Below are 20,397 nucleotides of genomic sequence, written 5' to 3'. Positions count from 1 at the left end.
TAGATGAATATAAGATTAAGGATTACAAGTTATGATCAAAATTGGTTTGGTTTCAGTATCGGATAGAGCATCGCAAGGCGTTTATCAAGATGAAGGTATTCCAGCGCTATTATCATGGTTACAGACAGCCTTAAAAACACCATTTATTACCGAACAACGTATTATTCCTGATGAACAACTAATCATTGAAGAAACTTTATGCGAATTGGTAGATAAGTTGCAATGCCATCTAATATTAACTACTGGCGGTACTGGGCCAGCAATTAGAGATGTTACTCCAGATGCAACCTTAGCAATTGCTGACCGATTAATGCCAGGTTTTGGCGAACAAATGCGGCAAATTAGTTTGCATTTTGTTCCTACGGCAATTTTATCCAGACAAGTGGGTGTCATTAGAAAGCAATGTTTAATTTTAAACTTACCAGGCAGGCCTAAATCAATTAAAGAAACCCTTGAAGGCGTGAAAGATGAACAAGGAAATACTATTGTCACAGGTATTTTTGCAAGTGTTCCATATTGTATTGATTTATTAGATGGTCCTTATATCGAAACTCATAATCATGTTGTTCAAGCTTTCCGACCTAAAAATGCTAGCAAATCTAATCTTTAATTTTATGCAAACATCATGCATAATTATGTAAATTAATCTTTTAACAGCGCTGGTATGATAATAGCAACATTACCTCAATGGCAAATAATGACGTTATTTAAGATGATAATTAGGTAATTTTAGATAATGAGTTAATATGATTAATAAACACTACTGGCGTAATAGGCCATAAATTTAATTTAAAGGAACAGTATGAAACAAAATGATCTCACTAAAACTTTTAAAGAAATGTTATTACAAGAAAAGTTTAGTTCTCAGATAGGTATCGTACAGGCCTTACAGGAACAAGGGTTTGATAATATAAATCAGTCCAAAGTATCCAGAATGTTAACCAAATTTGGCGCAGTAAGAACTCGCAATGCAAAATCTGAAATGGTCTACTGCTTACCAGCCGAAATGAGCGTACCAACCACTAGTAGTCCACTGAAGAATTTAGTATTGGATATTGATTACAATAGTTCAATGGTCGTTATCCGTACCAGTCCTGGCGCAGCTCAACTAATTGCTAGACTTTTAGATTCAATTGGTAAATCAGAAGGGATCTTAGGCTCAATTGCTGGTGATGATACGATTTTTAGCACTCCAACTAAAGATTGTTCGGTTAAGAAACTGTATCAAACTATTATTGAATTATTTGAGCGAAGCTTATAAAAAAGAATTTATTTTAAGCCAGACCAATAATTTTTTTTAATATTTAAGCTATTGACACACTTGGTTAAATCGTTAATCCTATATAACACTGATTTTGTAACCAATATTACAAAAAAAAGAAGAGGCGCATTACTCAGGTAGATCATTTTAGGAACTGGAACCGTAAAAAGATGATTAAGGGGGTGTAATGCCGAGGTTCGATTGTTATTCCAGAAAGCAATTGAATCGGCTACAAGGGCTGAATCCCTTGGGTTGTCACCCTAACAGGTGGAGCGCTTCACGGTATGTGTTTTTTAAACGGTAGTAAGGCATGCCCGCTCTATCTCTGTTAAAAATAAGAATTTTTAATATGAGGAATCCATGGAAACATCATTTATAATTGCTAAATTTGGTGGTACTAGCGTTGCAGATTATCCAGCAATGGTCAACAGTGCCAATATTGTTCTAGCTAATCCTAATGTCAAAGTTGTCGTATTATCTGCCTCAGCAGGTATAACCAATTTATTGGTAGCATTAGCTGAGGGTCGTGATGCCAATGTCAGAGCAAAACACATCGCCAAAATTCAATCAATTCAATATAATATCTTAGAAAATCTACCTGAAAATCAAGCTCTACGCACTGAAATTGACCAAATTATTGCCAATATTGCTTCATTATCTGAAGCCGCAAGTTTAGCAACCTCACCGGCATTAACCGATGAATTAGTTAGCCATGGTGAAATAATGTCATCAAAACTGTTTGTTGAGATACTAAAACATCAACAAAAAAATGCCATTTGGTTTGATGTCCGTAAAGTAATGCGCACCGATGATAAATTTGGTAAAGCAGTACCGAAAATTGATGAAATCAAACAACTATGTTGTGCACATTTAAAATCCCTCAATCCAGAAACTATCGTCGTTACTCAAGGATTTATTGGCAGTGAAAGTTCAGGTAAAACCACAACCTTAGGCCGAGGCGGAAGCGATTATACAGCGGCTTTACTTGGCGAAGCATTAAATGCTACCCAAATTGATATCTGGACCGATGTTGCTGGTATTTATACCACTGATCCTCGGATTACCTCTGCTGCAAAACGTATTGATGAAATATCGTTTGCCGAAGCCGCTGAAATGGCTACTTTTGGCGCTAAAGTTTTACACCCAGCAACACTAGTACCAGCGGTGCGTAGCAATATTCCGGTTTTTGTTGGATCAAGCAAAGCACCACAAGACGGAGGAACTATTGTCTATAATACTCATAGTATTAAATCTTCATTACCTTCGTTCAGAGCATTAGCACTTCGTCGTCAACAGACATTATTGACTTTAACCAGTTTAAATATGCTACATGCACAAGGCTTTTTAGCGAATGTATTTACTATATTGGCTAAACACAATATCTCGGTCGATTTAGTGACAACCTCTGAAGTCAGCATTGCATTAACCATTGATACCACAGGCACAAATACCAATGGTAACAGCTTATTAACTAAAGCGTTATTTGATGAGTTATCAACGGTTTGCCATGTTGAAGTTGAAGAAGATTTAGCGTTGATTGCTATAATTGGTAATAATCTGACCTCAACTAAAGGTATAGCAAAAGAAGTTTTCGGTGCTTTAGATGATTTTATTATTCGACTATGTTGTTATGGTGCTAGTACGCATAATCTTTGCTTACTAGCAAGAAGTAATGATGCAGAAGATGTGATCAAAGTTTTACACAAAACTATTTTTGAATAATGACTTAATGGGAGCGATTATATTATCGCTCCTTGTAAATAATGATATTAATCTTCACTTAAGCAATACTAAAAATTTCTAGAATATTTGAAAAAATAATTGTAAACTACACTCAATATTTGTATGGAAGGCTATTGTAGGTAATGCTGTGACATACATTTATCGCTACACACAGTTCTTAGTATTAATCATTTTTCTTCATTCTTTGATAACAATTTTTTTAAAGCTGTAAATATTACGTTTTATTAATTAGTTATATCTTTCACAACGATTATTTTCATCTTCAATATGTTTTAAGCTATACAAAAAGTAACTTTTAACTTAATTAGACGAAGGAAACTATCATGGGTATTTTAAGCTGGATTATTCTAGGATTAATTGCTGGATGGATTGCTAAGTTTTTTATGCCATTAGGACAAGTTGGTGTGCTTAAAACCATTCTACTTGGTGTGGCTGGTGCATTAGTTGGTGGTTACATTAGTACATTCTTCGGTTGGGGTAGTGTAACTGGTTTTAACTTCCCAAGTTTATTTATTTCGGTTCTTGGCGCTATTTTATTGATTTATATTTATCGGTTAATAAAATAGAATTATTTAATAAAATGACGAGGACATTTACTCGTCATTTTATATCAGATTCAATCAAATCCTCTTCTAACAATTTTAATCTGCACTGATTAAACCATAAACAATTTTAATACAATCACTATTTGTACTGTTTTTAATCTTTAAGATTAGCAAAAGTCATTCCGCCATACTCTGATTTTTGTTATATTAACGATTAATCACAATCTGACATGAGCAGTAATTTATAATGTTAAAAATCTTTAATACACTAACTCGAGAAAAAGAGATATTTCAACCTATTACAGCTAATAAAGTTGGACTATATGTCTGTGGCGTTACCATTTATGATCTTTGCCACATTGGCCATGGTCGTACTTTTGTTGCATTTGATGTTGTTACTCGCTATTTACGTTTTTTAGGTTACGATCTGACTTATGTGCGTAATATTACCGATGTCGATGACAAAATCATTAAACGTGCGCTTGAAAATGGCGAAACCTGTGATGAATTAACAGATCGCATGTTAAAAGAGATGTATGCCGATTTTGACGCACTGAATATAAAACGACCTGATGTAGAGCCTCGTGCAACTCGTCATATGTCGCAAATTATCGAGCTTGTAGAAGAGTTAATCAAAAAAGAGCATGCTTATATCGCTGATAATGGTGATGTCATGTTTTCTGTCGATAGTGATCCTAACTACGGCATTTTATCACGTCAAAATTTAGAACAGTTACAAGCAGGCGCTCGCGTTGATGTCGTTGATGTAAAACGCAATCCAATGGATTTTGTACTTTGGAAAATGTCAAAACCTAACGAACCGAGTTGGGATTCTCCATGGGGTAAAGGCCGCCCAGGTTGGCATATTGAATGCTCGGCTATGAATAGTCATCAGTTAGGCAATCATTTTGATATCCATGGTGGCGGATCTGACTTAATGTTCCCACATCATGAAAATGAAATCGCCCAATCAACCTGTGCCCATAATGGTCAATATGTAAATTACTGGATGCACTCAGGTATGGTGATGATTGACCAAGAAAAGATGTCTAAATCACTTAATAATTTTTTCACCATTCGTGATGTATTAGAGCATTATGATGCAGAGACTGTGCGTTACTTTTTATTATCAGGTCATTATCGTAGCCAGCTTAATTATAGTGAGGAAAATTTAAAGCAAGCTAGAACTGCTTTAGAAAGACTTTATACTGCTTTACGAGATACTGATACTCATTATCCACATAACACGCCTGATAGTGATTATTATCGACAATTTTGTCAGGCAATGAATGATGATTTCAATACTCCAGAAGCATATTCAACCTTATTTGACTTAGCTCGAGAGATAAATAAAGCTAAAGCAGAAAATGATATGCAATTAGCCAATGAACTTGCTGCTGAATTACGCTATTTATCTTCTGTACTTGGTTTACTTGAACAAGATCCAGTTAAATTTTTACAAGGTAGTAATCAGGATGATAGTGAAACACAACTCATTGAAGCATTAATTAAACAACGTAATGATGCTCGTGCTAGTAAAAATTGGGCTTTAGCTGATGAGGCACGAGATAAACTCAATCAAATGAATATTATTTTAGAAGACGGTGCTAACGGCACAACTTGGCGTAAAAAAAGTTAATGCAATAAACCTAAAATCCCCTAGATTTAATAAAAAATTACTAGGGGATAGATTAATTATTTTTTATCTATTGAGGTTAAAATTCCCCTTAATATATTCAGTTCTTGTTGTTCAATACGGGCACGAGTAAATAATCTTCGTAAACGCCCCATAATTTGTCCCGGATGATTAGGATTAATAAAACCTGTTTGTAATAAGGTTTGCTCTAAATGCTGATAAAATCGTTCAATATCTTCATCTTTAGGATATTGTGTGTCATTTATATTCTGATCAGCTAAGTGTGATAATGAGTCTTGAGCAGACAACATCGACATCCTGATTTCGTAACAAAGAACTTGTACTGACATGGCTAAATTTAAAGAGCTATAGTCAGAATTAGCAGGAATACCGACATGGAAGTGGCATTTTTGTAATTCATCGTTAGTTAACCCGACCCGTTCACGACCAAAAACTAAAGCCACTTGAGCATGATGAGAAGCTTCGGCAATTATTTTATCCCCACACTCTTTTGGTGTTAAATTTGGCCATTGTAGGCTTCGAGGCCGAGCACTAGTACCAATAACTAAAGAACAATCGGCAACAGCTTGTTCTAAAGAGGAAAATATTTGTGCCTGTTTGATAATATCACTGGCGCCAGCTGCCAGTGAAATAGACTGAGAGTCTGGCTTTATTATCGGATTAACCAAACAGAGATTAGTTAATCCCATGGTTTTCATTGCACGAGCTGCAGAACCCATATTACCAGTATGGGAAGTTTCAACTAAAACAATCTTAACATTATTTAAATAATTCACATATTCCTCATTAAATAACACAACTTATACTTCAAATTAACACAAATAAACTACAGTATATAATAAAAATTAGTTTAAAAGCAGTTTCACAAAGGTTAATCGTAACTAGAGATTCATTATTTTAGACAAAGTTCACAAAAAGTTTAATCAAATTGAAATAACCTATTGACGAATTGCAAAAAATTTGTCAATGTAATCAATAGAATAATTATATTAGCTCAATTTGTAAGTAAACATAGTGGAGGTCAATTATGACTTTAAGTATTACCAGTAAACAAATGGATATTACCCCTGCAATTCGTAGCTATCTAGAAGATAAGTTTTCGAAATTAGATAAATGGAGAGCACTGTTAATTAACCCTCACTTTATTTTATCTAAAGAACCTGATGGATTTATTGTTGATGCGACAATTGCAACCAAAGGTTCGCCACTAGTTGCTTCCGCTAAACACTCAGATATGTATGCTGCAATTAATGACTTAGTTGCTAAACTTGAAAAACAACTGAATAAAATCCAACATAAAGGCGAATCTCGCCGTGCATTTGACAGTATAAAAAATGCAGTAGTTGAAGAAGAATATTAATTAATAATTCAAAAGTCATAAAAAGGCACTTTAATAGTGCCTTTATTTTTTAGCTTGCTATAATATTGCCCATCTATTTTTTATTATATTAATGAATATGACTACCAATCCTTTATTGCCTTTACGCGAAAAAATTAACCGACTCGATCAAAAATTAATTGAAATCCTTGCTGAAAGACGTCAAGTTTCAACCGAAGTTATTCAAACAAAAATAGCGGCTAACATACCTTTGCGTGATTTAGCTCGTGAACGCTCACTCATTAAGGCATTAATCGAACAAGGTAAACAATACAATCTTGATGATATTTTAATTAAGCGCCTGTATCAAATTATTATTGAAGATTCAGTGCTATTACAACAGAAACTTTTACAAGAAAAATTGAATCAAGGGGCTATTTCCTCAGCAAATATTGCCTTTTTAGGACCCAAAGGATCATATTCACATTCTGCAGCCCGCCGTTATGCGAGTACCCACTTTGATCAGTTAACTGAATCAAGCTGCAGTACGTTTAAAGATGTGTTTGAAAAGATCGAATCAAAAGTTGTTGATTATGGAATTTTGCCAATAGAGAATTCTAGTTCCGGCTCTATCAATGAAGTTTATGATTTGTTACAAAAAACCAATTTACATATTATTGGTGAACTATCATTACCGATTGATCACTGCGTTTTAGCCATTCCTAGTGCTAAACTTGAGCAAATAGATACCATTTATAGCCACCCGCAACCTTTCCAACAATGCAGTAATTTCCTAGAAAATTATCCACATTGGAAAATCGTTTATTGTGATAGCACTTCATCAGCAATGGAAACTGTTGCTAAATTAAATCAACCTAATATTGCTGCTATGGGTAACAAAGACGGGGGTGAATTATACGGTTTACAGGTTCTTGAGCACAATTTTGCTAATCAAAAAGAGAATATTACCCGTTTTATTGTTTTAGCGCGCGATCCAATCGAAGTTTCCGAACAAATTCCAGCTAAAACCACGATCTTAATGAAAACAGGCCAACAAGCAGGTGCTCTAGTTGATGCCCTATCCGTTTTACGTAATCATAATATTGTTATGACAAAACTTGAATCACGACCTATCCATGGTACACCATGGGAAGAGATGTTTTATATTGATCTACAAGGTAATGTTCATGATTATGAAATGCAAGTCGCGCTTAAAGAATTAGCTGCAATCACTTTATATACCAAAGTACTTGGCTGTTATCCTAGTGATTCAATTACCGCTATTATGTAATGACTAGCATGACAAAAAATTTTGCAAATGCTGTACTTGATTGGTATGAACAGTACGGTAGAAAATCACTACCATGGCAAATTGAAAAAAGCCCCTATCATGTTTGGTTATCCGAAGTCATGTTACAGCAGACACAAGTAGCAACGGTTATTCCATACTTTAAGCGTTTTATTGCACAATTCCCTAAAATTACTGATTTAGCTAAAGCGCCAATTGACGATATATTACATCTTTGGACCGGACTGGGCTATTATGCTAGGGCACGCAATTTACATAAAGCAGCACAGGTTATCGCTGAAAATTTTGATGGCAAATTTCCAACTAAATTTGAAGATGTGATTGCCTTGCCGGGAGTTGGGCGTTCAACCGCTGGTGCCATTTTATCTCTATCACAAAATCAACATTACCCGATACTTGATGGCAATGTAAAGCGAGTTTTAACCCGATCTTTTGCAATAGAAGGTTGGCCTGGGAATAAAATTGTTGAGAATCAACTTTGGCAATTAAGTGAACAAGTGACACCTAAACATAACGTTGCAAAATTTAATCAAGCAATGATGGATATTGGTGCAATGGTCTGTACACGTTCGAAACCAAAATGCAATTTATGCCCATTAAACTACTCATGCCTTGCTTATCAGAGTGACCGTTGGCAACAATATCCAACCAAAAAACCTAAAAAAACTATACCTGAAAAAATGGCCTATTTTTTAATGCTCGAAAATAGTAAAGCTATTTGGCTAGAAAAAAGACCTCCGGCTGGGATTTGGGGCGGTTTATATTGCTTACCACAATTCTCAAGCGAGCAAGCATTAACTGACTGGCTGGAAAAGCATGGTATTGAAACCAGCAAACCTAAACAGTTAATAGCCTTTCGTCATACGTTTAGCCATTTTCACTTAGATATTATCCCAATTTACTGTGAGATGAAAAATAACACTAAGTGTTTGGAGGATTCAAATGGTTATTGGTATAAACTTAACTCGGAGAATACCAAAATTGGCTTAGCTACGCCTGTTTATAATTTATTGAATCAATTAGCTTAAACACCACTATTTAACAGTATCTAATAAACTTTTGATATATAATTAGTCATTATTTATTTTCTTATCTTTTTACTATGAGTCGCAAACAATCCCAAGGGCTATCTGCGTGGTTAGTTTTTTTGATGGCTTTTGCCATTGGCATTACAATTGCCAGTAATTATTATGCACAACCGCTATTACATTCAATAACTGATGATTTACATATTGCAGTTAAACATGCAGGTTTAATCATTATGGCCGCTCAATTTAGTTATGCTGTTGGTTTACTATTTATCACCCCACTCGGAGATAAAATTGAACGTAAACAGCTAATACTTACATTAATGATATTATCAATCTGTGGACTAATAATTAGTGCGATATCAAAGCATTTATGGATGTTGATATTAGGTACTGCAATGACAGGCCTATTTTCGACCGTTGCCCAAGTACTCATTCCTTTTGCTGCAACGCTATCACGTCCTGAACATCGAGGTAAAATTGTCGGCACACTAATGAGCGGTATGTTACTTGGTATTCTACTAGGTAGAACATTTGCGGGTTTTGTTTCATCAATAGCCGATTGGCATTATGTTTATTGGATTGCCTCGTCAATTATGACCTTAGTCACTTTATTACTTTGGTTATCATTACCAACTTATAAAAACAACATCGACATTAACTATTTCCAACTGTTATTGTCAATTGGTTCATTGTACAAACAAGAAGCTGTTTTACGCATCAGGTCATTGTTAGCGATTATTTCCTTTGCTTTATTTTCATTATTATGGACACCGCTGGCCTTCTTATTAAGTGATGCTCCTTATCATTATTCTGACTTTATTATTGGTTTGTTCGGTTTGGCTGGTGCAGCAGGCGCATTAGGTTCCCCCATCGTAGGCAAATTATCAGATCAAGGAAAAGGCTGGTTAGCCACTTCCATTGGTTTGACATTATTACTTGCTGCTTGGCTACCGCTTTCTATTGCCAAGTATTCTCTCGTGGCCTTAATTTTTGGTGTAATCTTATTAGATTTTGCTGTGCAAGTTACCCATGTATCCAATATGAATGCTATTTATCAAATTCGTCCAGAAGCTCGTAGCCGTATGAATACTGGTTACATGGTCAGTTATTTTATCGGTGGTATGTTAGGCTCTATTGCTTCTACTTACTTGTATAGCAATTATGGTTGGATAGCAATAATTATTTCCGGAACCGTTTTAGGACTCTTAGGTATACTCTGTTGGGTCTATTATCTTAGAACCGTTCACCATCCTAAACATAAGGCTTAATTAAACTAAAAATTTTGAGGAACGGGGTTTTTAACCATTATCCTCTTTAAGTTTCAGATATTAAACACCATATATTATTTATCTGTTAATATAACTAGTTAGTATTTGAACCATTATTAAAACAGGAGTTACTTATGGCAAAAATATCTTATCTTAATACGCCATTTAAAGTAAAAAATTTATCACTCAAAAATCGCATCGTTATGCCACCAATGTGTCAATATCAAGCAAAAGATGGGTTAGCTAATGATTGGCACTTTGTTCATTACGTTTCTCGGGCGATTGGTGGTGTCGGCTTAATTATTTTAGAAATGACGAATGTAGCGCCTAATGGGCGAATTACACCTAACTGTTTGGGATTATGGAATGATAAACAACGCGATCAACTGAAAGGTATTGTCGATGCTGTTCATGCACAAAATGGTAAAATTGCTATTCAAATTGCTCATGCTGGTCGAAAAGCTTTAGGTGAGTCTGATGTGGTTTCATGTTCTGCCACCCGCTATGATGGCAATGTCGAAGCTAATCCGGAATGGCAATACCAAATGCCAAGAGAATTAACCAAAGATGAAATTATCGACATCATCGAAAAATTTAAACAATCAACGAAACGAGCAGTGGAAGCAGGTTTTGATGCCATTGAATTACATGGTGCTCATGGTTATTTAATTCACCAATTCTGTTCGCCAAAAACGAATTTAAGAACCGATGAATATGGTCAAGATAAATTATTATTCGCTGAACAAGTTATTAAAGCTGCAAAATCTGTTATGCCAAAAGATATGCCATTAATTGTGCGCTTTTCGGCTAAAGAATACGGTACTAACGGTTATGATATTGATTATGGCTGCCAAATTGCCAAACGATTAGCTCAAGCTGGTGCCGATGTTTTAGATGTTAGTGGTGGTGGAGATGGAAAACTGGATCCAGAACGCACACCTGATTTTCATGCTGGTTACCAAGTTTATCTAGCCCGAGCAATTAGACAGGTAACCGATTTACCGATTATCACTGTTGGTATGCTTGAAGATCCTTATGTTGCCGATTATGTGCTAAGCACTGGGGATGCTGATTTAGTTGGAATTGGTCGAGGTTTATTGAAAGATCCTTATTGGCCGTTACGAATTCCATCGTCACCATTTATACCAACTTCTTATCAAATATCTTTCAAATAATAGCTACTCATCCTGTGTTCACAAATACAGGATGAGTAATAGATTAAATTTGCATGGCGTATTTGATCAACTGTTTCTTTATTGGTGAAAAGTTGTCAATCGCATTCATACCAACCGTCCTAACCATCTTTTTAAAGGCATTATCGCCATTAAACATATCTTGGATCGTTCGCATAGCTGTTAGCATCACTAATGCATCTTTACGACGAGTAAATTGGAATGATTTTAAGTTTTCCACTAAACCAATATCTTTTTGCTCATCAATAAGCTTTTTAATAGTAGCCACCAACAATGCAGAATCTTGAAAACCTAAATTAACGCCTTGTCCTGCTAATGGATGAATAGTATGAGCTGCATCACCAATTAAGGCTAATCGGTGTTTAATAAATTGTTTGGCAAAACGAGCTTTTAATGGAAAGACCATTCGTGGATTAACCAACTGACATTGCCCTACTTTATCACCGGCTAATTTGAACAATTCGTGGCAAAAATCAGATTCTGTCAGCGAAGTTAAAATTTCTGTTTGTGCTGGTTTAGTTGACCATACCAAACAGCTTTTATTAGCTTGCCAAAGCGGTAAAAATGCAACAATACCATTCGGGTAAAAAATCTGTCTGGCGCATGCTTGATGAGGGAATTGTGTTTCAACAGTAGTAATCACTGCGTGGTGAAGATAATTACGCTCAAATACTGATATTTTTTCATGTCTACGTAACCAAGAATGAGCACCATCAGCACCAATAATTAATTTAGCTTGTAAAGTCGTATTATCTGCTAAGGTCAAAAAGGCATAATCATCAGTATAATTATTATCTATAGCCACCTGATTGAAAATAGTAATATTATCTGTTGCTGCCGCAAGTTGATACAAATGGTAAGCGATGAGATTATTTTCAATAATATAGCCGAGATTTTCATAACCATAATCTTTAGCATGAGCCGAAAGATGAGCTAAACCATTCTTTTCCCAGACACCAATTTCACTAAAAGAATGAACTCGATTGCTAGCACAAAGATCATGCCAAATACCAATTTGAGAAAAATATCTCTGGCTGGCACCATTTATCGCCGACGCTCTTATACCTATGTCATCAACATTAAAATCTTGCCATTCATCAACTTTAGTATCAATAATGGCTACCGTTAAATCGTATCTGCTTAATGCACAGGCTGTAGCCAAACCGACTAATCCACCACCAACAATGGCGACATCGAATTGCGTTTTCATATCAATATTTTGTTATTGCTTATCAAGCTTATTATCATTTTTGGTTTCAACTTCATCATCATTCATTGCTTTTTTGAAACCTTTTAATGCTGAGCCAAGATCAGAACCTAAATTGCGTAATTTTTTGGTTCCAAAAATTAACACAACTACAGCTAGAAAGACCAAAAGATGTGGGATGCTAAATGACATAATTAAAACCTCTTTTAAAGATATATCTCTATTTGGACTCTGTTACTCAGCAAATAGATTTTAAATAATGGAATTAATTATACTCTTTTTAAACTGGGATTTCATGACAAGTTAATTTTAAATAAAAAAAAGACCTGCATAAAAATTATGCAGGCCAACATGAAATATAAGGAATATAAGGAAAGAAAACAATGAAAAATCCTTACGCAGCTTATTATCCATTTTTTTTCGCCTCAGTCAACGTTTTTATTTGGATTTTAGCGAAAATAATCAAATTTACACGAATAATAAATAGCGTTAATAAAATATTAACAAAACAAACAGAAAATGACACAAATGTAATTTAAGCATATTTATTCAATACTTACTCACTAAAAAAAGCCATTTTTAGCCCATAAATCGGAAAACAACCTCGCGGAAAAACAAAGAAATACAACAAAAAAAACAACGAAATAAATTTATTAAAAAAACAAAAAACGTTTGTTTTTATATGAAAATTCAATAAAATAACAAAATATAAAACGAACTTTAAAGAATATTCATATTTAAAAACTATAATGTTAAGAATATTCATTTAATCACTTATATAAAACTCATAAAAAATACAATATAATCATAAATCGGATGAATAAATAAAAACGAGACAAAAATAAATATGATTAAAAATAAAAATGTCAAAACTTTTAAAGACAGACTCCATACTTCAATGCAAGGTCTATCTGTATCCGCTTTTGCAAAAAAATGTGATATGTCAGAAACAGTAATTCGTGATTATTTGTCAGGAAAAACTTATCCATCATTGACCCGTTTAGAAGTGATTGCCGAGAAATGTAACGTATCATTTAACTGGTTAGCAACAGGTTATAAGCTAGAAATTTTAAATCCTAAAGATGATGATGAAGTCTATAATGAAAATATCTATCGTATTCCGGTTTATAAAAAACAGTTACCAACTAAAGAAGAAGCACAAAACCAACGTTATGTTCGCGAAACTCCTCCTGTGATGAATTATCCTGTAATTGAAGGTTGGGCATCTCATCGAGGTTTAGATATAAAAAAATTAATTCTTTACTGGGCTAAAGGTGATTTGATGGCGCCTGATATCGAAAATAATAACGGCTTAATTATTAATACCGATGTAAACGAAATTATTGATGGTGCTATTTATTTATTAGAATATGAAAATTTTACATTATTAAGAAAAATACGCTTAACTCTCGGTAATTGGATATTAATCTGTAATAATGATCAATACCCAACAATTGAAGTACCTAAAGCTCATTTTGAAAAATACAACATTGTCGGCCGAGTAGTACAAGTTATCAAAGATGTCTTTTAAGACAATTATTAGTAATCTAAAATTTTTCAAGATATAATTTATTACATGAGGAAAGTATAAAAACCCCCTTTCCTCAAAACGTTACGTTTTTCATAACACATAACATCAGTTTAATAGGTATATATTCAAGTGATTTTAATTTACTAATTTCAGATTTATGTTTGCAACTACAGCAATAAGTATTTAGCAACACAAACCTCACTTTTTATATCATTGATAAATTATCAGTGAATAACCTTTTAACTAATTAGGTCAACTATGTATCGATTTTTTGAAAAATTGGTATCACCTTATCCCAAAGATGAACCACAACCAATGGCTAAAGATTTTTTTAGCTTTATTTGGCAATCCACTAAAGGAACTCGCGGTTTCTTATTACTATTAATAATATTGAGTGCGCTAGCTGGTGCCTTTGAGGCATTTTTATATGCAGCACTTGGTAAAGTTGTTGATTGGCTTGCTGCTGCATCACCAAATCAATTTTGGCAACAAGAAAAAACAACTTTAATCGTATTTGCCATCATTATATTAGCTAGCACGATTATTATTGCCTTACAAACCATCATTAAGCATCAATGCTTAGCTGGAAATTTTCCAATGCGTTTACGTTGGAATTTGCACAGATTAGTACTAAATCAAAGCATGCGTTTTTTTCAAGATGAATTCGCCGGTAGAATATCAGCAAAAGTCATGCAAACTGCACTTGCTGTAAGAGATACTTGCTTTTTAGTCGCTGATATCTTTATTTATGTTCTAATTTCATTTGTCACCATGGCAACAATCATAGGTCAATTAGATCTTTGGTTATTAGTTCCATTTATAGTCTGGTGTTTTTTTTATGGCATTGCTATGTATTACTTCATTCCACGATTAAGTAAAGTAGCAAGTATGCAAGCAGATGCGCGTTCAACCATGACTGGCCGTGTAACAGATGCTTACACAAATATCATGACGGTAAAACTGTTTTCTCATGCAGGTAATGAGGCAAAATATGCACAAGAATCGATGGATGAATTTATGGTTACAGTTAATAAGCAAATGCGTTTAGTCAGTAGCTTTGAAATTGTTAATCATTTATTGTCTATTTTCCTAGTACTGGGCACTACCGGCTTATCATTATGGTTATGGAGCAATGATTTCGTTGGTGTCGGTGCAATTGCAACCACAACCGCAGTAGCGCTAAGATTAAATGGATTTTCACATTGGATTATGTGGGAAATGGCTTCACTATTTGAAAACATTGGCGTAGTTAAAGATGGTATTAATACATTTTCTGCAGCGAAAACGGTTGTTGATCAACCAAATGCACCTACACTTAAAGTAACTGAAGGTAAAATTGAATTTAAACAGATAGATTTCAGCTACGATGAAAAACTAAATAATGCAATTATTGAGAATTTAAATTTAACCATCAAACCTGGGGAAAAAATTGGTTTAGTTGGCAGATCTGGAGCTGGCAAATCAACATTAATCAATTTATTGTTGCGATTTTATGATTTACAACATGGTGAGATCACCATTGATGGTCAGGATATTACTAAAGTAAATCAAGAGAGTTTACGTGCTCAAATTGGTATGGTAACCCAAGATACGTCTCTGTTACATCGTTCAGTAAGAGACAATTTACTATACGGAAATAATCATGCTACTGAACAAGAGATGATAATCGCTGCCCAAAAAGCCCATGCTGACAGTTTTATTGAAGGTTTAGTTGATGCTAATGGTAGAACTGGCTACGATGCTTTTGTTGGTGAACGAGGAATTAAATTATCTGGCGGACAACGTCAACGGATTGCTATTGCTCGTGTTATTTTAAAAAATGCACCAATACTGTTATTAGATGAAGCTACAAGTGCACTGGATTCTGAAATTGAACAAGCCATCCAAGAAAGTTTATATACCTTAATGGAAGGTAAAACGGTTATTGCTATTGCCCATCGCTTATCAACGATCGCAGCAATGGATCGATTAATCGTGTTAGATCAAGGTAAAATCATTGAACAAGGAACACATCAAGAATTACTCAGTAAAAATGGTCTTTATGCACAACTTTGGAAACATCAAAGTGGTGGCTTCCTAGCGGATAATTTCTAACTAAAAATATAAGGGCGATTAAACATCGCCCTTATACTAATTCTATATATTAATTAATAAAGTTTTTATAAAATTCAGATTCAAATCGCATAATTGCACCATTTTTTGGTTCACCTTGACTATCAGCTCGATAGCCGGATAATAACTGAACAAAGGCAATATAACGACCATCTGATTTTTGAATAAACCCAGCTAAATTATAGCTACCTTGAATATAACCCGTTTTAGCCATAACCGCTTCTTTAAATGGAGCTTGATTAAAACTTTTACGATTTTGTAACGTTCCATCTACGCCAGCAATCGGTAATTTTTCAATAAAAGCTAATTGATTATTATGTACAGAAATATATTGCAAAATCTCCATTAATTTATTCGCACTAACCAAGTTTAGACGTGATAAACCAGAACCATCGGCAATAACTAAATTTTCTAAATCAATTCCGGCTTTTTTACGTAAAATTTGTTTTACCGCATCACCACCATTACGCCAAGTTCCAGACACATTATAATAATGCGCACCTAAGGTTCTAAAAATAGTATCAGCATATAAATTATTTGATTTTTTGAGCATGACGGTTAATAACTCTGAAAGTGGCGCTGATTGGCTTGAAGTCAGTAATGTTAACCCACCTGCTGCTTTTTGTTTTCTTTCAACAACTCGACCATTAAAAGTAATCTTTTGTTGTTTTAGTTCATTTTTTAAAATTGTTGAAAAATATTCGGTTGGATCAATTACCGCAAACTTTAATGGTGTTTTATCAGCATTCGACGCGATACAACCAGATAAATGGTAACGATTTTTATCAGCACTAACATCAAGTTCACAATATCTATCATTTAAATCTTTGCTATTGGCAGCAATTGTTCTGACATCACCTGTAACCATAACCGGTATATTAGGTGATACTGATATCGAAGCTTTGGAACCAGTTTTACCTGGAGTAATGGTTGCAACAAAGCAGTTATCATCAATTGTTGCTGCCGATGCAGGGGCATTATAACAAGCAGTTAAATTATTCCATGACCAACCTTCTGCTTTATCATGACTAGCAAAAATAGAAGTATCTAAAATAACATTACCTGAGATCTTTTCTACGCCTTTTTGACGTAAAGCGGTAATCATATTCTTCAACCTAGCACGATTAAAAGTTGGATCCCCACTCAACTTGATAATAAGATCACCACTAAGCTGTTTATTATTTAGAGAACCATTGGTATACATACCAGTAATAAACCGAAAATTGTCACCAAGTTCAAGTTGTGCAGCTAATGCCGTTATTACTTTTTGCGTACTAGCAGGTTGTTTAAATTGATCACTTTTGTATTTTGCTAAAGTTTTAGGTTTTCCCTCAACAGTTTGCACTAAAATGGATAAATCACTTCCTTTAGGTAAGGATGAGATATATGGTTCCACTGACTGTGCTGGTAATAAACATGAAAAAAAAGTAACAATGAAGAAAAAAGATACCTTTATATTAGTCATGAACGTATGCTCACATGAGTATTGAATAATGATAGTTAAGTAAAGATGATAAATATATCTTTTTTTGCTTGGCCTATCAATATATACTCAATCACTTTTAAAAATATGTTCCAAATATCAATACTCATAATATTTTTCTATTTATTTCAAAAAAATAACTTAATATAGGTAACATAGCTATGATTCAACATTCATTAGGCTTTCCCATTGAAACCGTGCTGATGTTTATCGTTTTGGCTTTAGCTGCGATTATAATTGATTTATATGCTCATCATAATGATAAGCCCATTAGCTTAACTAGTGCGATTATTTGGTCTTTATTTTGGATTTTCGTGGCTTTAGGATTTGCGCTTTACCTATATATACATCACGGTAGTGAAATAGCTAGCCTGTTTATTACTGGTTATGTACTTGAAAAAGCACTCTCTGTTGATAATTTATTTGTTATTATGGCACTGTTTTCTTGGTTTGCTATCCCGAACAATTATCGACATCGGTTACTGTATTGGGGAGTGATTGGTGCAATCATATTCCGAGCTGTTTTTGTTATTATTGGTACTGGTCTATTATCCTTAGGATCTTGGATGGAGCTGGTTTTCTCTGTCGTGGTTGCCTTAACTGGATTGATGATGCTAAAAAACCAAGGCAATGATGATGAGATAAAAGATTATTCAGAACATTTTGCTTATCGTATTGCTAAACGTATTTTTCCTTCCTACCCTAAAATAGTCGGGCACCATTTCTTACTAACGCAAAAACAACTCAACATCGAACTAGCCAAACCAGAGAATAGTGAACTGACCAACAAAATACCCAAAAGTGCATTATATGCAACACCACTCTTCTTATGTATCGTTGTGATTGAGTTAAGTGATGTTATGTTTGCATTTGATTCGGTCCCTGCAGTAATTGCGGTTAGCCAAGAGCCATTAATTGTATATAGTGCGATGATATTCGCTATTTTAGGCTTACGAACCATGTATTTTGTTTTAGAGGCAATGCAACAATATCTTGTTCATTTAGGTAAAGCAGTAATTTGCCTATTATTTTTTATTGCCGCAAAACTTGCTTTAAATGCAACTGAACATCTATTTGGTTATGGAATTAGTATTAGCCCAACCACCAGTCTTTATGTGGTATTAGGTATATTATTGTTAGGTATTATTGCGAGTGTTATTTGGCCTAACCAAACAAAAAAATAAGATATGAGGAGATAATCGGCAGGCAACCTGCCGACTAAAAATTAAAAGTTATACCCGTTTTAATGATCGAATATAGTAACTAATACCTAAAATAACAAACCAAATAGGTGTTGCAATAAGTGCTTGGCAAGTATCTGTTTCAAAAGTTAATAACACAATCACAAAAGCAAAAAAAGCAAGGCAAACAAAACACATTAAAACGCCACCCGGCATCTTAAATTTTGATTCTAGATGTAATTTAGCTTTTTTACGACGATAGGCAATATAAGAAATTAAAATCATCGACCAAATAAACATAAATAATATTGCAGAAATAGTCGTTACAATGGTAAATGCTTCCATAACATTAGGTACTAAATAAATCAGAACTACCCCACCAAACAAGCAAGTACATGAAAATAGTAAGCCATTAGCAGGAACAGAACGTCTTGATAATTTACCAAATGGTTCAGGTGCATCCTGCTTTTTAGCAAGGCCAAATAACATTCGACTGGTTGAATAAATACCACTATTAGCAGAAGAGGCAGCTGAAGTAAGTACCACAAAGTTAATAATACTGGCTGCAGCAGGTAAGCCAATTAACGTAAACAACTCAACAAATGGACTTTTATTTGGTGAAATAAACTGCCAAGGCGTTACGCTCATAATGATAATCAACGCAAAGACATAGAAGAAAATAATACGGGCTGGCACGGAATTGATCGCTCGAGGTAAATTTTTATTCGGATCGAGGGTTTCAGCTGCTGTCGTTCCAACTAACTCAATCCCGACAAAAGCAAAAATTGCAATTTGGAAACCTGCAAAAAAACCCATAGTACCATGAGGGAAGAAACCACCATATTGCCAAAGATTAGAAAATGCAGCAGTAGTATTAGTTTGTTCCGAATGATAGGCGGTAACAACTAAAACAAGTCCAATAGCAATTAAAGCTAAAATAGCTACAATTTTAATCATCGAAAACCAAAACTCAGTTTCACCAAACATTTTTACCGTCAACAAATTCAAGGTTAATAGAACGATGACAGTAAGTAGCATCGGGATCCACGCTTGTAGCTCAGGAAACCAATGCTGTGCATATCCTGCGATAGCCACAACATCAGCAATTCCAGTAATAACCCAACAAAACCAATAGGTCCAACCAGTAAAAAAACCTGCCCACGGACCTAATAAATCGTTAGCAAAATCACTGAAAGATTTATAATTCAAATTGGACAATAAAATTTCGCCCATAGCTCGCATAACGAAAAATAAAACAAACCCAATAATCATGTAGACAAAAATAATAGATGGTCCAGCAAGACTAATCGTCTTTCCTGAGCCCATAAATAAACCCGTACCAATTGCACCACTAATTGCTATTAATTGAATGTGTCGGCTGGAGAGATTTCGCTTAAGATCTTGATTTGAAGACGTAGTGTTCATCTTATTGATTACCTATCGTTTTTACAATTTTCTATTTTTATGTGGAATAGATGACTATAAAGTTAATAGCCTTAAATCGCAAGCTGAATCGTTATCAAAACTTTTTATGACATTCTAATAATTATTGATAGTC

At 34.4% G+C, this 20,397-nt stretch carries 18 protein-coding genes and 1 riboswitch; of the genes, 13 read left to right on the top strand and 5 right to left on the bottom strand.

Features of this window, described 5'->3' with window-relative positions:
• Positions 1-31: 31 nt before the first annotated feature.
• The 5 genes from mog (at position 32) to cysS (ending at position 5,188) form a co-directional block, all read left to right on the top strand.
• Positions 32-610 (top strand): molybdopterin adenylyltransferase, encoded by a 579-nt coding sequence (mog, locus tag H3S74_RS05550; protein ID WP_198200682.1) that lies wholly within the window; start codon positions 32-34, stop codon positions 608-610.
• Between the two features lie 192 nt (positions 611-802).
• On the top strand, positions 803-1,261 hold the full coding sequence (gene argR / locus H3S74_RS05545) for a transcriptional regulator ArgR (RefSeq protein ID WP_034905059.1): 459 nt from the start codon (positions 803-805) through the stop codon (positions 1,259-1,261).
• Positions 1,262-1,372: 111 nt separating this feature from the next.
• A riboswitch (Lysine riboswitch) is annotated at positions 1,373-1,547 on the top strand.
• A gap of 74 nt (positions 1,548-1,621) precedes the next feature.
• The gene (lysC, locus tag H3S74_RS05540) at positions 1,622-2,983 is read left to right on the top strand and encodes a lysine-sensitive aspartokinase 3 (protein WP_198247433.1); all 1,362 of its coding nucleotides are present in this window, start codon (positions 1,622-1,624) and stop codon (positions 2,981-2,983) included.
• A gap of 344 nt (positions 2,984-3,327) precedes the next feature.
• Positions 3,328-3,570 carry a GlsB/YeaQ/YmgE family stress response membrane protein gene (locus H3S74_RS05535; protein ID WP_065578554.1) on the top strand — a complete coding sequence of 81 codons (243 nt, stop codon included), beginning with the start codon at positions 3,328-3,330 and terminating at the stop codon, positions 3,568-3,570.
• A gap of 226 nt (positions 3,571-3,796) precedes the next feature.
• Complete coding sequence (cysS, locus tag H3S74_RS05530; RefSeq protein WP_198247432.1) at positions 3,797-5,188, top strand: cysteine--tRNA ligase; 1,392 nt, start codon at positions 3,797-3,799, stop codon at positions 5,186-5,188.
• 56 nt (positions 5,189-5,244) lie between these two features.
• Here cysS and trmJ read toward each other — a convergent pair whose 3' ends face one another.
• Positions 5,245-5,982, bottom strand: a complete 738-nt coding sequence (trmJ, locus tag H3S74_RS05525; RefSeq protein WP_086363046.1) for a tRNA (cytosine(32)/uridine(32)-2'-O)-methyltransferase TrmJ — start codon at positions 5,980-5,982, stop codon at positions 5,245-5,247.
• A gap of 251 nt (positions 5,983-6,233) precedes the next feature.
• On the opposite strand from trmJ, the gene raiA reads away from it, so the two are divergent.
• From raiA to H3S74_RS05500, 5 genes are all read left to right on the top strand, one after another.
• Complete coding sequence (gene raiA, locus H3S74_RS05520; protein WP_198200685.1) at positions 6,234-6,566, top strand: ribosome-associated translation inhibitor RaiA; 333 nt, start codon at positions 6,234-6,236, stop codon at positions 6,564-6,566.
• Positions 6,567-6,663: 97 nt separating this feature from the next.
• Positions 6,664-7,815, top strand: coding sequence for a bifunctional chorismate mutase/prephenate dehydratase (pheA, locus tag H3S74_RS05515; RefSeq protein ID WP_110447275.1), 1,152 nt, complete (start codon positions 6,664-6,666; stop codon positions 7,813-7,815).
• Between the two features lie 8 nt (positions 7,816-7,823).
• Positions 7,824-8,861, top strand: a complete 1,038-nt coding sequence (mutY, locus tag H3S74_RS05510; protein ID WP_198247431.1) for an A/G-specific adenine glycosylase — start codon at positions 7,824-7,826, stop codon at positions 8,859-8,861.
• A gap of 74 nt (positions 8,862-8,935) precedes the next feature.
• Positions 8,936-10,132 carry an MFS transporter gene (locus H3S74_RS05505; protein WP_198247430.1) on the top strand — a complete coding sequence of 399 codons (1,197 nt, stop codon included), beginning with the start codon at positions 8,936-8,938 and terminating at the stop codon, positions 10,130-10,132.
• 134 nt (positions 10,133-10,266) lie between these two features.
• A complete protein-coding gene (locus H3S74_RS05500; protein WP_198200691.1) occupies positions 10,267-11,307 on the top strand; it encodes an NADH:flavin oxidoreductase/NADH oxidase in 1,041 nt (346 codons plus the stop codon).
• A 43-nt stretch (positions 11,308-11,350) separates the two neighbouring features.
• On the opposite strand, the gene H3S74_RS05495 is transcribed toward H3S74_RS05500, so the two are convergent.
• Together H3S74_RS05495 and tatA are read right to left on the bottom strand one after the other, a co-directional pair.
• The gene (locus H3S74_RS05495) at positions 11,351-12,535 is read right to left on the bottom strand and encodes an FAD-dependent monooxygenase (RefSeq protein ID WP_198247429.1); all 1,185 of its coding nucleotides are present in this window, start codon (positions 12,533-12,535) and stop codon (positions 11,351-11,353) included.
• A 12-nt stretch (positions 12,536-12,547) separates the two neighbouring features.
• On the bottom strand, positions 12,548-12,724 hold the full coding sequence (tatA, locus tag H3S74_RS05490; RefSeq protein WP_081300038.1) for a Sec-independent protein translocase subunit TatA: 177 nt from the start codon (positions 12,722-12,724) through the stop codon (positions 12,548-12,550).
• A 655-nt stretch (positions 12,725-13,379) separates the two neighbouring features.
• Between tatA and H3S74_RS05485 the strand changes: the two genes are divergently transcribed.
• Positions 13,380-14,063 carry a LexA family transcriptional regulator gene (locus H3S74_RS05485; RefSeq protein ID WP_110447271.1) on the top strand — a complete coding sequence of 228 codons (684 nt, stop codon included), beginning with the start codon at positions 13,380-13,382 and terminating at the stop codon, positions 14,061-14,063.
• Positions 14,064-14,321: 258 nt separating this feature from the next.
• Positions 14,322-16,157, top strand: a complete 1,836-nt coding sequence (locus H3S74_RS05480) for an ABC transporter ATP-binding protein (RefSeq protein ID WP_198247428.1) — start codon at positions 14,322-14,324, stop codon at positions 16,155-16,157.
• Between the two features lie 49 nt (positions 16,158-16,206).
• Here the strand turns inward: H3S74_RS05480 and dacB are convergent, their stop codons facing one another.
• The gene (gene dacB, locus H3S74_RS05475; protein WP_198200697.1) at positions 16,207-17,640 is read right to left on the bottom strand and encodes a serine-type D-Ala-D-Ala carboxypeptidase; all 1,434 of its coding nucleotides are present in this window, start codon (positions 17,638-17,640) and stop codon (positions 16,207-16,209) included.
• Between the two features lie 179 nt (positions 17,641-17,819).
• Between dacB and H3S74_RS05470 the strand changes: the two genes are divergently transcribed.
• Positions 17,820-18,842 (top strand): TerC/Alx family metal homeostasis membrane protein, encoded by a 1,023-nt coding sequence (locus H3S74_RS05470; RefSeq protein ID WP_198247427.1) that lies wholly within the window; start codon positions 17,820-17,822, stop codon positions 18,840-18,842.
• Between the two features lie 48 nt (positions 18,843-18,890).
• Here the strand turns inward: H3S74_RS05470 and cycA are convergent, their stop codons facing one another.
• Complete coding sequence (cycA, locus tag H3S74_RS05465) at positions 18,891-20,264, bottom strand: D-serine/D-alanine/glycine transporter (RefSeq protein ID WP_198247426.1); 1,374 nt, start codon at positions 20,262-20,264, stop codon at positions 18,891-18,893.
• Positions 20,265-20,397: the final 133 nt, after the last annotated feature.

Source organism: Gilliamella sp. W8126, assembly GCF_016102185.1.
GTDB classification, from domain to species: Bacteria; Pseudomonadota; Gammaproteobacteria; order Enterobacterales; family Orbaceae; genus Gilliamella; species Gilliamella apis_A.
This window is presented reverse-complemented; position numbering and strand designations above follow the sequence as displayed.